The sequence below is a fragment of the Dethiosulfatarculus sandiegensis genome, from assembly GCF_000931935.2.
Taxonomy (GTDB): Bacteria; Desulfobacterota; Desulfarculia; order Desulfarculales; family Desulfarculaceae; genus Dethiosulfatarculus; species Dethiosulfatarculus sandiegensis.
In genome coordinates, this window is record NZ_AZAC01000010.1 from 63,543 (window position 1) to 77,002 (window position 13,460).

Consider the following 13,460-nt stretch of genomic DNA (forward strand, 5'->3'; position numbering starts at 1 on the left):
AATCCGGCCTTGTTGATTTACTTTTACTTTAAAAAAATATTATACGTCTAGTGCTCTGACATCCAAGGCGTTCTCAAATATAAAGTCGCGCCTTGGTTCAACCGAGTCACCCATAAGGGTGGTGAACATCTCGTCTGCTATGACCACGTCCTCCACCTTTACCTGTAAGAGGGTGCGCTTCTCAGGATCCATTGTGGTTTCCCAGAGTTGATCCGGGTTCATTTCACCAAGACCTTTATACCTCTGTAGATGAAGCCCCTTGGCTCCCTGATTCAAGAGCTTTGTCAAAAGATCCTGGGCATCGGGGATTTCGTCGGTCGTGGAATTTTTACTTACCACATAGGGACCTTCTTCCAGGCCTGACAGGGCAGTGTAGGTTGAAAGAAGCTTCATATAATCGGCGCCGGAAATAAGCGACCATGATATGACAGCCGTATGTCTGGCATCACCTTGAGAGGTGACCGAAATTTCATAAAGACTATGTTCTTCATCAAAAGAGATGGTATTAACCAAAAGCCCCTGTTCGGCCAAGAGGTTAGCCAGATCTTCGGTTTTGGATTTGTCGCTGAAAGTGGTTTTTGAACAAACCCTCGCCCTTAATAACCCTTCCAAGGCCTCAACAGGGATGCCCCTATGCTTAAGCTTGGTAAAGTCCTCCAGATAATCGGAGAGTTTTTCCATCATGTTAACCAGGCGTTGGCCGGTAACTGTTTGTTCCTTGGCGGGAATATTCAAAGACACCCCGGAGCAGGCGCGATCCAAAAGGAACTTACGCATGGTGACTTCGTCTTTGATGTAGTTCTTTTTCTTACCGTCCGTCATCAGGAACAGAGGAGGTTGGGCTATATAAAGATATCCCTTTTCAACCAACTCCGGCATTTGACGGAAGAAGAAGGTGAGCAAGAGGGTGCGGATATGGCTACCATCCACATCTGCGTCTGTCATGATTATGATTTTATGATACCTTGTTTTTTCGATATCAAAATCATCAGCTCCGATTCCAGTACCCATGGCTGTTATAAGGGTGCGGACTTCGGCATTTTCCAACATCTTATGGAAACGAGCCTTTTCCACGTTCAAAATTTTACCCTTTAAAGGCAAAATAGCCTGGAATCTGCGATCACGCGCCTGTTTGGCTGAACCACCGGCCGAATCTCCCTCTACCAGGAAAAGTTCTGCGGTTGATGGATCATTTTGAGAGCAGTCGGCCAATTTGCCGGGCAGGCGATGTTCACTCAGCACGCCTTTTCTACGCACCAGATCCCTGGCCTTGCGCGCAGCTTCCCTGGCCCGGGCAGCATCTGTTACCTTGGAAACAATTTTCTTGGCAACTGGAGGATTTTCTTCCAAGAAAGTCCCCAACTGGTCATAAACCAACTGTTCCACCAGGCCCTTGACTTCTGAATTGCCCAGCTTCATCTTTGTTTGACCTTCGAACTGCGGGTCGGGGATGCGTATACTGATGACGCCGGTAATACCTTCCCTTACATCTTCACCGGAAGGGGAGAATTTAATTTTAGGCAGGTTCTGGCCAATGTACTGGTTTATTGTCCTGGTGAGCGCCGCCCTGAGGCCGGTCAAATGAGTGCCACCTTCTCTTGTATTGATATTATTGGCAAAACTAAATATTCGCTCATTATAGGCATCAGTCCAACGCAGGGCTATTTCTACCTGTAGCATATCTTTTTCACCGGAAAGATAAACCGGTTTAGAATGAAGCGGCTGTGATTTGCGGCTTAAGAACTCCACAAATTCGCTTATACCGCCTTTGTAATAAAAAACCGATTCCTTTTCGTCCCGTTCGTCATACAGGGTAATCTTCAGGCCGCGGTTAAGAAAACTCAGTTCCCGCAACCTGCCGGCCAGGACCTCAAATGAAAAAACCGTATCTTCAAATATCTCGGAATCGGGTTTGAAAGTAACCTTGGTGCCGGAAGAGGTGCTGGTGCCGATAACGTTCAGTTTATTAACGGGAACGCCGTGGGCATACTTCTGGCTATAGACCTGTCCGTCTCTGGAAATTTCCACTTCCATCCATTCGGAAAGGGCATTCACCACGCTTACGCCAACACCATGGAGGCCGCCGGAAACCTTATAAGCCTTGCCATCGAATTTGCCGCCGGCATGCAGTTTTGTCATAACCACCTGAACGGCCGGAACCTTTTCCGTGGGATGCATATCAACAGGTATGCCTCGACCATCGTCACATACCGTTACCGAATTATCTGAATGAATGGTGACTTCAATATCTTCGCAGACTTTGGCCATGGCCTCGTCTACTGAGTTATCAACTACCTCATAAACCAGGTGATGAAGTCCATCCGGTCCGGTTGAACCGATGTACATGGCCGGGCGCTTGCGCACCGCTTCCAGACCTTCAAGAATTTTGATTTTGTCAGCAGTATAAGTGTTGGCGGATTGTTCCATATATGAGGTCTCCAAAAGAGAAAATATGCAATTCAACTGGATTAATTAAACAGAGGAATGCCGGAAGTGCAACTAAATTTATGCCTTTTAAGGCAAAACACTTCCGGCACGATAAATAGACTAAAAGGGAAAGTCAGACATGTTCTTCCAGTATGTTCCGCCACTGGGGATGTCTTAGGCGCTGCAGCGCCTTTTTTTCGATCTGACGAACCCTTTCCCGGGAAAGAGCAAAAACCTTGCCTACTTGTTCTAAGGTATGCTCATCTTGGTTACCCAACCCAAAGCGCATCTCAAGGATTTTTCTTTCTCTGGCATCCAACCCTTCCAATGCTTCGGAAAGATGAGTGTGCATCTCAGATTCTTCCACCCTCTCTATTGGGCATTCTGAATCCGTGTTTTCAATAAAATCACCCAACTCGTCGCCATCGTCACCAACCGGCGTTTCCAGGGAAGTGGAATCCAGAGTCAAGTTTACCAATTCCTTAACTTTTGTCTCATCAATTCCAACTTTTTCAGCAACTTCTTTGGCAGAAGGCTCCCGACCCAACTCTTTGTAAAGACTATAATAGACTCGAAAATATTTGGATCTGAGTTCTAAAAGGTGGATTGGGATGCGGATAGTGCGCGCCTGATCGTATATGGCACGGCTTATGGTTTGACGTATCCACCAGGAAGCAAAGGTGCTGAAGCGGTAACCGGTTTTATAATCATAACGATTTACCGCTTTCATAAGGCCTATATTACCTTCCTGGATAAGGTCGGCAAAGGAAAGGCCGCGAAAAGTATATTTTTTGGCAATGGAAACAGCCAAACGCAGATTGGCTTCCACCATTTCTTTGGTGGCCTTTTCAACTTCGCGCCTGGCGGCGTCGATTTCCTGGACCAATCTTTGAACTTCTTTGTTTCTCTTTAATTTCTTGACACAAACCCCCACCACAGCCTTGGCCTCGCTCATTACATCCTCAACGGAAAGAGGGGACTTGTGGGAATCTTCGAGCCAGGTTTCTATACGAAAACAGGTGTCGGAAGATTCATCGAAACGGCGCATTATCAAAAGGCTGCGGTTAAGGATCACAGATCTGCCTTCCTGGATGGTTTTACCCAGACTCAGCTCCCTTTCTGGAGTAAGCAGACCTCTGCCTTCCACCTCTTTAAAATAGGTGACGGGTGTATCTAAACTAAGGTCCGCGGACCTTTCATCAGCTACCTTGGCCATTCGTTTCGTCTCCTTATGTTGCAAACCCAGCCAAGGGTATTTTTCATAAGGTAAGCACTATTTAAACTAAAGCCGCAAATTTTAGAAAAAAGATGTGCAAAAAATCGCAGTCTACCTTAATCGGCAGTATAAAAAGGAATGACATTAATAATGTTTCATCACTCCTCCTGAGCGGTGGCAATGACTCTTTGGTTATGATAGGCTGAAAGGCAAAACATCCAGCCGGAAAAAAAATGGCTAGCCGTACAACCAATTCGGCCAGCCCAACTAACTCATCATTTCATGATAAATTATTTCAACCTAATATGTCAAGATTTTTTCCAGACAGAGTGGAATCGGCAAAAAACCACTCAAGTGGTATGGTTGTATTAAAATTAATTCAGGTTTAAGTAGTTTAAGATTAATTATTATTTTAACTAATTAAAAATATTATATATTTTTAAATTTAAAAATTGGTTTATTTTAACGGCTGTGGAGGCCGGCCCCTAAGAACCAGGTAAAACGGGCATAAATCACCCCTGGCATACCAAAACGGTAAGGCCGGGGTTGTTTTTTACTTGATCCGGGAATCCATAAGAGTGATCACTTGGAAATTCTAGATTAAGCGCTACACCTAATGTGAATATCGGCATTTAAAGAGAGAATAAAATGGGCAAAAACACCATGAAATGTACACGCTGTAAGGGAGAGGCCACCATACGCATGCCATCCCATAATCTACGCTTGTGTACTGATTGCTTTGAATTCTATTTCAAAAGACAGGTGGAAAAGGCCTTAAAAAAGTTTAATATGATCAACCTTGAATCCCGTATTGGGCTTGGAGTAAGCGGGGGGAAGGATTCTTTGGCTCTCTGGCAGGCACTGACGGAGATGGGAATTGAAACCAGAGCCTTTCATCTTGACTTGGGATTGGAAGACTTCAGTGTTGCTTCAGCCAACGCCTGTCTTGCAATGGCTGAGCAGCTCGGCAGACCAGTAGAAATAGTAAAGGTCAAAGAGTATGTTGGGCTTAATATCATAGATGTAGTCAGGGGCAGCCACAGGCAGTTCTGTTCAGTCTGTGGAACCATAAAACGACATGTGATGAATCGTTATGTCAGGGATAATAATCTAAATGTAGTCTGTTCCGGCCACAATTTGGATGATGAAGCCTCCAGGCTTTTGGGAAACCTGATTTATCAAAGAAACGATTATATTAAACGCACCTGGCCAGTGTTGCCGGAAACGGAAGGCATACTTCCTAAAAAAATCAAACCCCTTATTCGTCTGGATAATTACGAGATAAAGACATACGCCAGAATTAAAAAATTACCGTACCTCAAGGATGATTGCCCGAGATCCAGGGGAGCAACTTTGCATTACTATGGTTCCGCTTTACATCAACTAGAAGATAACATGCCGGGAATTAAGAGGAATTTATATTTTGGCTATTTAAAAACCAATGGTGGACCAAGTGAAGATACTCCGGAAAATCGTTGTGAGATCTGCGGTTTTCCAACACGTATGAAAATATGCTCTGCCTGTGGACTCATTTCCAAGGCCAAGGACAGATTAAATGAAAAATAAAGCCATGATCCTTACCTTGGGTTGCCCCAAGAATTTGGTTGACTCGGAAGTACTGGCCAGTGAACTGGAAAATACCGGCTACGAAATGACCTCCGGACCAAGGGAAGCCAATATTATATTGGTGAATACCTGCGGATTTATTGAAGAAGCTGTTTCTGAATCCTTAGAAGCCATTCTTGACCTGGGACAGATGAAAACAGAAGGTCAGAGATTAGTGGTTATAGGGTGCATGGTGGGTAGGTATGGCGAAAGCCTCGTTGAGAACCTTCCAGAAGTAGATCTTTTCATATCTCCAGCTGGACTTGGCAGGCTCAAAGAAATTTTAGACGCAGGGGAAAGCGGTTTAGCCGAATCAAAACCAAAGGTGGACAGCACTCTTTTAAAAGGCTACAGCCAAAGGATGCCTACCACCGGCCCAGGTTGGGCATATGTAAAAATAGCTGAAGGTTGTGCAAATAAATGTAGATTTTGTACTATTCCTTCCATAAAAGGGCCATTAATTTCTCGTAATCCGGAAAGTATTCTTAAAGAAATTGAGTGTTTTGCCCAAAAGGGAATAAAAGAAATAAACCTGGTTGCACAGGACCTCACTGATTATGGCAAAGATGTCAAATTTAAATATAACCTTGCATATCTTCTTGAACAAATTGAGAAAATCGAAAATATTGCCTGGGTTAGGATGCATTATTTAAATCCAGAGACCATATCCGAAAACCTAATAAATGCCCCGGCCAAGTATTCCAAGGTTCTTCCTTATTTTGATTTACCTATCCAACACGTCGCCGAAAAAGTGGTGAAAAATATGGGACGAAGGAAAATCGAAGCAGATATAAGAAACATATTGAATAAGATATCAGATACTTACCCCAAATTTACTCTAAGAGCTACGGTTATGGTAGGGCATCCTGGAGAAGGTGAAGAGGAATTCAATCAACTACTTGAATTTTTAGCTGAGGCCAGGTTTGATCATTTGGGTTGTTTTCACTACCAAGCTGAAGAAGGCACCCCCAGCGCCAGGATGAAACAGATACCAAGAGAAATTGCTTTAAAAAGAGAAGAGGCCGTTATGGCACAACAAAAGGAAATAAGTAAAGCAAAGCTGGCTGAACGGGTCGACAACATGGAAAGTGCGCTGGTTTTGGGACCCCACCCGGAGTCAGATCTTGTCTGGCATGGCAGGCTATGGTCACAGGCGCCGGATGTTGATGGTGAATTGATAATAACAGAATGTAAGGCTGAACCGGGCGAGATAGCTGAATGTAGAATAGTCGATTCTTTTGATTACGATCTGGAAGGTCATATCACCTGAATAAATGGCTTATAAAATAGAATAAAAAGGGCCGGAGGAAACAATTTTCCAGCCCTTTTATTATATTAACTATATGATTTTATGTGACAAATTAATGTTCTACTTCAAGAGTTCCAACCATCTTTTCAGGTCTGTCATTGCCCTTTCAGCGTATTTTTGTTTTCTTTCCTTTTTCGTATGCCGTTCGACTAGTTTGGGAAAAAGGCCAAAATTAACATTCGATGGCTGGAAGTCTTTGGTTTCCAGGTTGGTTAAATGAGTGATCAAAGAACCCATGGCTGTGGTGGGTGGAGGTATGACAAGGTTCTTTTTTTGTAGTAATCTAAGAACGTTGAATCCCACCAGTAAGCCTGTGGCCGCAGATTCCACATAACCTTCAATTCCTGATATCTGTCCCGCAAGAAATAGATGTGCTCTGCCTTTTAAGCGAATAAAACAGTCTAAAACTCTGGGAGCATCCACAAAAGTATTTCTGTGGATAGACCCAAAACGAAGAAAATTAGCGTTTTTCAAGGCAGGAATCAGGGAAAGAACTCTTTTTTGTTCAGGATATGAGAGTTTTGTCTGAAAACCCACTATATTTAGGGCACTACCCTCTGAATTTTCCTTACGCAACTGGACCACTGCATAAGGTTTTTGGTCCGCACCCGGCTGCCATAGGCCGACAGGTTTCATGGGACCAAAAAGTAATGTCTTATACCCCCTGGCCGCCATTACCTCAATTGGTAAACAACCTTCAAAAAAACGGGGCTCCTCAAAATCATGCAAGGGAACTTGTTCGGCCTTGATCAATTCATCATAAAAAAGGTCATATTCCTCTTTGGTCAAGGGACAATTAAGATAATCACCTTTTGATTGGTCGTCCCAGCGATCCTTCCAATATGAATTAGCCGAATCTATAGTATCGGTTTCAATAACTGGAGATATGGCATCATAAAAATGCAATCCCTCAGAAGTGGTTACGGAAGAGAGGGAGTCAAGCAGGGCAGGGGTGGTTAAAGGACCGGTCGCCAATATAACAATCCCCTTATCAGGTATTTTTTTCCATTCTTCAGTTTTGAATTCAATATTGGGATGGCTTTGAATTGCCTTTGTCAGGCAAAGAGAAAAAGCATCTCTATTCACAGCCAATGCCTTTCCGGCCGGCACCTTGGTCTTAAGGGCGCAATCCATAAATTTGGAACCAAGCATCAGCATCTCTTGTTTTAAGAGACCCACAGCACTGGTTGGTTCTGCTGAACGCAAGGAATTTGAGCAAACCAATTCGGCCAGATTAGGTGATTTGTGAGCCGGTGAAAAATGATCCGGCTTGGTGTCATATAAAATTGTCTTAACACCATGGTCGGCCAGGAATAAAGCGGCTTCACACCCTGCCAGACCCGCACCTATAATTTTGACTACATTTTTCATCTGGTGTGGTTCAATCTTACTTATTGAAAAAAAATAAACAAAAGTGATTTTAGTTTGTAATTTACAGACCTTCGGGTCAATGTTTCACGTGAAACGTTGACCCGAAGGTCTGGGATCTACAATTAAAATTCTAGGGCCCAGTTTAGTATATGGGTAATAGGTCACGAAATTTAGTCCTAATTCTTGGGCCTCAGAAATATCTTTTGTAGATCTGGGTAGTAAAAGAGTTGTTGTTTTTTTTCTGAATGGCTGGGCCATATTCATAGATTCCGTGATAGATGTAACAGCGCGTAAAGTAATAGTGTCGTAAAAAGTGGGAACTTCAATCTGGTCGCTTCTTTTAGCCAATGAGGTAACCCGGTTTTCCAACTCCAGTAGACGGCATACATGTCTTTGAAAACTAACCCTTTTAGCCCTGGGTTCAAGCAGAGTTACTTTTAGTTGGGGTAGGGCGATGGCGAGAACCAGACCGGGAAAACCTGCTCCGGAGCCAATATCCAACAGAGAGTCGCCTAAAACCCATTTAGTAAGGCATAATCCATCGAGAATTAAATCCCTGTAAGCGTTTTTGTAAAATTTATGACCAGTGAGATTGTGCACCTTGTTCCACTTGAGAAGTTCCAAGATCAATAATTCAAGGCAAGAAAAGACGGGGGTGTTCAGATCAGGGCATATGGATTGCGCCTCCCGAGCCAGTTCGGGATAAGTTAAATTTTGCATGGTTACTTACCAACACAAAAATTGCTGAAGACAGCATCAATTACCTGATCATCAAGAACCTGGCCATCGATTTGGGAGAGAAAATGAAGAGCCTCTTCCAAATGAAGACTGATCAGCTCTTCATAGCTGGCCCCATGGTTCCTTATTATGTTAAGGGCTTTTGCAACCTGTAGGTTGGCAGCATTAAGGCAATCGGCATGTCTTTGGTTTACTACGGTCTGCCCCGGAACGGGTTCTGGTTGACCGTTGGTTATCAGCTCAGTCAATTTATCTAAAAATTTATCGAAACCTAAAAGGGTTTTGGAACTTATTTTAGTAATGGGAGAATTTGTTTCACGTAAAACATCAAGATCCCAGGCCGGGGTTAGATCACACTTTGAAACGGCTATGATGCGCTTGGTATTCCGGGTTTTTTGAAGGATATGACGATCCATGTCTGTGAGAGGCTGGGACCTGTCTAGGACCAAGATTGTCAGGTCGCTGGCTTCAACCTGGGAATAGGCTCTTTTTATGCCCTCAGCTTCAACTTCATCCTGAGGTGTGCCTAGGCCTGCCGTATCAGCGAAACGGCAGGTAATTCCCGAGATGATACAAGCTTCTTCAAGGCTGTCCCTGGTGGTTCCCGGCAGATTTGAAACGATAGCCCTTTCGTAGCCAAGAATGGCGTTAAAAAGGCTTGATTTACCTGCATTAGGTTTTCCGCATAAAGATAGCCTGATGCCGTCCCGATAGGGGAGCCATTTGTTGCGGTTCTTTATAAGTACGTTTAAAGGCTTTAAAACGGAAGATTCAAGCATAAATGCGAGATTCGAGTGGTCAATACCAGTTACATCGTCGTCAAAATCAATGCTGGCTTCTATTTCGGCCGCACAGTTTATCAGGGAGTTGCGAATATAATCCAGATCATGGCCCATTTTACCTTGCAGTACAGAAAGGGCTATGCGTGCTTCGGCCTGGGTGTTTGAAGATATAAGATCACTTATGGCCTCAGCCTGGCTCAGATCGATTCTTCCGCCCAGATAGGCTCTAAGGGTAAATTCCCCGGCCCTGGCCACCCTGCAATTTAAATTCAAGGTTTGTTCCAAAATACGTTTGGCCAGGGCTGAGCCGCCATGACAATGGATCTCAACCACATCTTCGGTTGTATAGGAAGCCGGACCAGGGAAAAAGGTTAACAAAACCTGGTCAAGTCGTTCCCCGCTATTGTATTCAAGGGCAAATCCAAGATGCATAAATCTGGGTTTGGGTTCCCAGTCAGGGGATTTGGCTTGCGGTTCGAAAAGAGCCTTACCCGTGGCGAGTGCATCTGGTCCGGATATGCGAACCACTGATATTCCCCCTGCTCCCTGAGGGGTTGAAATAGCGGCAATGGTGTCAGGGTTGGATGGGTCGGCGGTGAGGGGCCTGTGGCCCGTTTGATCTGCTTGATTATATTTTTGCACAGTCATCTATAAAGGCCGGCGCCTTTATCTCCTGCCAGACCCCCGCCGCGCTTTTAAAGCGCGGCGGGGGCTCATAATCCTAATAACGCGGGCTGATGATGACCTTTTTGACCTCGCCCCTGCCCCTGGAAGAGGTGCTTAACCCTCTTTCATTGCGCAAGGCAAGGTGAACAATGCGCCTTTCCTGGGCATTGAAAGGGCCTATTGCCACAGGCCTGCGGGTGCCTCGGGCCTTGGATGCCATTCTGGAGGCCAGCTCCTGTAGTGATTCAACCCGTCTTTTTCTGTAATCGCCGGCATCTACGTTGATGCGAACCGGACGTCCTTCCTGGTGGCTTACAATCCTGGTTGTGAGGTATTGCAGCGCCTCCAGGGTCTGACCTCTGCGGCCGATAAGGATGCCGATCTCATGGCTGTCTATTTTGAGTTCAATGGAGTATTGAGTGCTTTCGCCAATAATATTGGCATCTGCATCCAGAGGGTCAACCAGACGAACCAGTACTTGGCGAGCAGATTCTAAAACTTCCGGACTTTCCGGTTGAGGGGTGGTTTTGCCTTCCTCGCTGGGCGTCTCCCCATGCCTGTCATTGCTCCCCTGATTGGTGTAAGTTCTGGAAGCTTGCCTGTTTGGGGATGGTTTAGAGGTTTCTTCGCCAGTCAGCTCCCTCATGACTTCCCGGACTTCCATACTGGTGCTGTTGGCATCAGTAGGAGTTGCCAGAATCTTGGCCTTTTTCTTACCGAACAAGCCGAGTATGCCGTTGGAGCCTGCGTTAATGACCTCGACTTTGAGTCTACCCAAAGGAAGGTTGAAATATTCGCTAGCCAGACGGACCGCCTCTTCAGTAGTTTTTGCGGTAAATTCTTTTGATTCCATTTCGTTATGCCTTGCCCTTATTAGTCATATACTGTTGCGCAATACCCAGAACGTTGTTTACCAGCCAATAGAGAACCAAGCCGGAAGGGAAGCTGATAAACATGAAGGTGAAGACAACCGGCATTAAAAGCATCATTTTGGCTTGGGCAGGATCACCAGGGGTCGGGGTCATTTTCTGCTGCAGGAACATGGAGGCGCCCATCAGCAGGGTGAGCACTGGTAATCCGCCAACATAAGGAATGTCAAATCCGATCATCAAACGATCCGGGGCAGACAGATCGTTGATCCAGAGCATGAAAGGTGCGTGGCGAAGTTCGATTGAGCCGCCAAGAACTTTATAAAATGCAATAAAAACAGGTATTTGGACTACCATAGGCAGGCAGCCGCCCATGGGATTTATTTTGTAGGTTTTATAAAGGCCCATGACTTCCTGATTCATGCGCTGCTTGTCGCCCTTGTATTTTTCCCTGATTTTCATGATCTGGGGCTGCAAGGACTGCATGGCCTTCATAGATTTGTAGCTCTTTCTGGCCAGGGGCCAGAATACGATTTTGGTGAGCAAGGTTATGATGATGATGGCCACACCATAGTTGCCAATCCATCCGTAGAGCAGGTTCAAAAGGACCAACATGGGTTTGGCCAGGATATCGAACCAGCCAAAATCAATGGCATTGGCCAGGTCGTGTCCCAGAGGTTCCAGAATGTCCAGATCCCTCGGGCCGGTGTAAACCAGGTATTGGTAGCTGGTGCTTTGGTTAGGCTGAACAGTTGCTGCGGCTTCCAAAAGAACGGTGGTCATGATCTGGTCTTGGGTCGTGCCCCGTACGGTTCTTTTTTCGGAGATGTCTTTGGTGGTGGGAACCAGGCCGCTCATGAAGTAGGGAATGTTGATAGTGGTCCAGGAAATGTCTCCTGTAAGAACCGGCTTATCCTCAAGATCGCCTTTATCCAATTCTTCCAGGCCCTTGTTCATCCAGACTTCCGCGCCTGAGAAAGAATAGGCATTGGCCTTATCCTTGGGTGAGTTGCCTGTCAGGATCATTTCAGGGGCTATCTCAAAGGGTGCGTTGGTCAGGTTTTTAACACTGAGATCAAGATCATAATCGTATTTATCGCTTCTAAAGGTGTATTTCTTTTGAATTTCAAAATACTCGGTGCGATAGGTGAATACCAGGCTGGCCTGGCCGTCCTTTCCCACGACCAGTGAATCCTTATCTGCGGTGAAAATACGCTTGTTCAACTGAGGGGCCAGTTTGGGGATGATGGTTCCCAAGGAGAGCTGTTGGTTTTCTTTGAGATCCAGCATGACCAGGTTGCCGCCCTTTTCCCCTGGTTGATTGTAGTATTTTTTAAGGATGACTTTTTTCAAAGCTCCGCCACGCGCGCTGAATACCAGGGTGGCAACCTGGTTTTCCACGATGATTTCCCTGGCTTTGGTGAGGGGTTCGGGTGCGGGGGCCGTAGGAGCAGCCGGGGTTTTCATCTGGGCGGTCTGGGGTTCAGCCGCGGCTTTTTCTTTTTTTACGCTTTGCTCCACCTGAGCGGTTTGTTGAGCGGGCGGTTGGGGGTTGGTCATGAAGGTCTGGTAGGCGAGCAAAAGGCCGCCGCTCAAAACAATTGCCAGAATAAGTCTTGTTGTGTCATTCATTTTTCATTGACCTCTTGGATCACATCGTGAGGTATTAAGATCAGGCTGGATCGTATCCCCCGGGATGTAGTGGATTGCATTTCAGGATTCTAAGAATAGCTTTGCCGATACCACGCCAAAAACCGTACTTGTCCAATGCGTCCAGCGCATATTGGGAGCAGGTGGGGTAAAATCGGCATTGTCCCCCGAGGATGCCGGATAGCGTAATCTGATATGCTCTTATAAAAAATTTGGCTATTAGAACGGGCCACTTTGGGTGGGTTCTCCCAGGACCCTCTTGCGAGCTAGTTGGGAAAGAGCCTGATACATTTCTTCTGCTATTTGCCTCTGGGTCAAGAGCGCAGAATTCCTCTTGCCAATCACCACCAAGTCCAATCCTTGGGGGATCTTGTCTCCGCCCAGACGGAATGCCTCCCGCACACGGCGCTTGAAGTGGTTTCTCCCCACTGCACCGGCTACTTTGCGGGTGATGGTGATCCCCAGTCTGGTTGCAACAGAAGAATTTTCTTTCCATAGAATGACCAGGTGCCTGGAATGAAGCCTTTTGGCTTCTTTGTTCATTCTGAGAAAGTCAGGGCGCTTTTTAAGCCGTGCCCCTTTGGGAAATAGGTGTCTTTCCGGGGTCACGGCTAAAACGTCCCCTGATTACACGGCCAACCTGGCGCGTCCACGTGCTCTACGGCGGCGAATAACCGCTTTTCCGCTTTTGCTGCGGCTGCGGACAAGAAAGCCATGAGTTCTGCGCCTTTTGGTGTTGCTGGGCTGAAAGGTTCGCTTCATTTTTAAATTCTCCTTGCTCGTAGTCTGTGGCAGGCTTAACCGGCCGGGCCTTTACCGGGCTTGTA

Annotated in this window: 12 protein-coding genes; 2 read left to right on the forward strand and 10 right to left on the reverse strand. The window is 45.9% G+C overall.

Annotated elements, in window-relative coordinates:
* Nucleotides 1-39: 39 nt before the first annotated feature.
* Together gyrB and X474_RS06970 are read right to left on the reverse strand one after the other, a co-directional pair.
* Complete coding sequence (gene gyrB, locus X474_RS06965; protein WP_044347746.1) at nt 40-2,427, reverse strand: DNA topoisomerase (ATP-hydrolyzing) subunit B; 2,388 nt, start codon at nt 2,425-2,427, stop codon at nt 40-42.
* Between the two features lie 133 nt (nt 2,428-2,560).
* Nucleotides 2,561-3,643, reverse strand: coding sequence for a sigma-70 family RNA polymerase sigma factor (locus X474_RS06970; protein WP_044347748.1), 1,083 nt, complete (start codon nt 3,641-3,643; stop codon nt 2,561-2,563).
* 648 nt (nt 3,644-4,291) lie between these two features.
* Between X474_RS06970 and X474_RS06975 the strand changes: the two genes are divergently transcribed.
* Both X474_RS06975 and rimO read left to right on the forward strand, forming a co-directional pair.
* Entirely contained in the window at nt 4,292-5,209 is a 918-nt protein-coding gene (locus X474_RS06975; RefSeq protein ID WP_052514958.1) for a PP-loop family protein, read from the forward strand.
* On the forward strand, nt 5,199-6,518 hold the full coding sequence (rimO, locus tag X474_RS06980; RefSeq protein ID WP_044347749.1) for a 30S ribosomal protein S12 methylthiotransferase RimO: 1,320 nt from the start codon (nt 5,199-5,201) through the stop codon (nt 6,516-6,518). The genes X474_RS06975 and rimO overlap by 11 nt, the downstream gene beginning before the upstream one ends.
* A gap of 99 nt (nt 6,519-6,617) precedes the next feature.
* Here the strand turns inward: rimO and trmFO are convergent, their stop codons facing one another.
* The 8 genes from trmFO to rpmH all read right to left on the reverse strand — a co-directional run bounded on the left by trmFO (nt 6,618) and on the right by rpmH (nt 13,395).
* A complete protein-coding gene (gene trmFO, locus X474_RS06985; protein WP_044347750.1) occupies nt 6,618-7,928 on the reverse strand; it encodes a methylenetetrahydrofolate--tRNA-(uracil(54)-C(5))-methyltransferase (FADH(2)-oxidizing) TrmFO in 1,311 nt (436 codons plus the stop codon).
* Nucleotides 7,929-8,012: 84 nt separating this feature from the next.
* On the reverse strand, nt 8,013-8,648 hold the full coding sequence (gene rsmG, locus X474_RS06990; protein ID WP_052514959.1) for a 16S rRNA (guanine(527)-N(7))-methyltransferase RsmG: 636 nt from the start codon (nt 8,646-8,648) through the stop codon (nt 8,013-8,015).
* Between the two features lie 2 nt (nt 8,649-8,650).
* The gene (gene mnmE / locus X474_RS06995) at nt 8,651-10,096 is read right to left on the reverse strand and encodes a tRNA uridine-5-carboxymethylaminomethyl(34) synthesis GTPase MnmE (protein ID WP_044347752.1); all 1,446 of its coding nucleotides are present in this window, start codon (nt 10,094-10,096) and stop codon (nt 8,651-8,653) included.
* Between the two features lie 73 nt (nt 10,097-10,169).
* Entirely contained in the window at nt 10,170-10,967 is a 798-nt protein-coding gene (gene jag / locus X474_RS07000; RefSeq protein ID WP_044347754.1) for an RNA-binding cell elongation regulator Jag/EloR, read from the reverse strand.
* Nucleotides 10,968-10,971: 4 nt separating this feature from the next.
* On the reverse strand, nt 10,972-12,615 hold the full coding sequence (gene yidC, locus X474_RS07005; RefSeq protein ID WP_044347756.1) for a membrane protein insertase YidC: 1,644 nt from the start codon (nt 12,613-12,615) through the stop codon (nt 10,972-10,974).
* Between the two features lie 40 nt (nt 12,616-12,655).
* Nucleotides 12,656-12,853 carry a membrane protein insertion efficiency factor YidD gene (yidD, locus tag X474_RS25530; RefSeq protein WP_082464223.1) on the reverse strand — a complete coding sequence of 66 codons (198 nt, stop codon included), beginning with the start codon at nt 12,851-12,853 and terminating at the stop codon, nt 12,656-12,658.
* Nucleotides 12,853-13,242: a ribonuclease P protein component gene (rnpA, locus tag X474_RS07010; RefSeq protein WP_197282011.1), complete on the reverse strand. Its 390-nt coding sequence runs from the start codon at nt 13,240-13,242 to the stop codon at nt 12,853-12,855. Before rnpA ends, yidD begins: the two co-directional genes overlap by 1 nt.
* An 18-nt stretch (nt 13,243-13,260) precedes the next feature.
* Nucleotides 13,261-13,395, reverse strand: coding sequence for a 50S ribosomal protein L34 (gene rpmH, locus X474_RS25535; RefSeq protein ID WP_082464205.1), 135 nt, complete (start codon nt 13,393-13,395; stop codon nt 13,261-13,263).
* Nucleotides 13,396-13,460 lie beyond the last annotated feature (65 nt).

Bases quoted from the DNA above. Each gene is read 5' to 3' on its own strand.
- jag (WP_044347754.1), bottom strand. From the start codon at position 10,967: ATGGAATCAAAAGAATTTACCGCAAAAACTACTGAAGAGGCGGTCCGT.
- gyrB (WP_044347746.1), bottom strand. From the start codon at position 2,427: ATGGAACAATCCGCCAACACTTATACTGCTGACAAAATCAAAATTCTT.
- trmFO (WP_044347750.1), bottom strand. From the start codon at position 7,928: ATGAAAAATGTAGTCAAAATTATAGGTGCGGGTCTGGCAGGGTGTGAA.
- rpmH (WP_082464205.1), bottom strand. From the start codon at position 13,395: ATGAAGCGAACCTTTCAGCCCAGCAACACCAAAAGGCGCAGAACTCAT.
- mnmE (WP_044347752.1), bottom strand. From the start codon at position 10,096: ATGACTGTGCAAAAATATAATCAAGCAGATCAAACGGGCCACAGGCCC.
- X474_RS06975 (WP_052514958.1), top strand. From the start codon at position 4,292: ATGGGCAAAAACACCATGAAATGTACACGCTGTAAGGGAGAGGCCACC.
- X474_RS06970 (WP_044347748.1), bottom strand. From the start codon at position 3,643: ATGGCCAAGGTAGCTGATGAAAGGTCCGCGGACCTTAGTTTAGATACA.
- rsmG (WP_052514959.1), bottom strand. From the start codon at position 8,648: ATGCAAAATTTAACTTATCCCGAACTGGCTCGGGAGGCGCAATCCATA.
- yidC (WP_044347756.1), bottom strand. From the start codon at position 12,615: ATGAATGACACAACAAGACTTATTCTGGCAATTGTTTTGAGCGGCGGC.
- rimO (WP_044347749.1), top strand. From the start codon at position 5,199: ATGAAAAATAAAGCCATGATCCTTACCTTGGGTTGCCCCAAGAATTTG.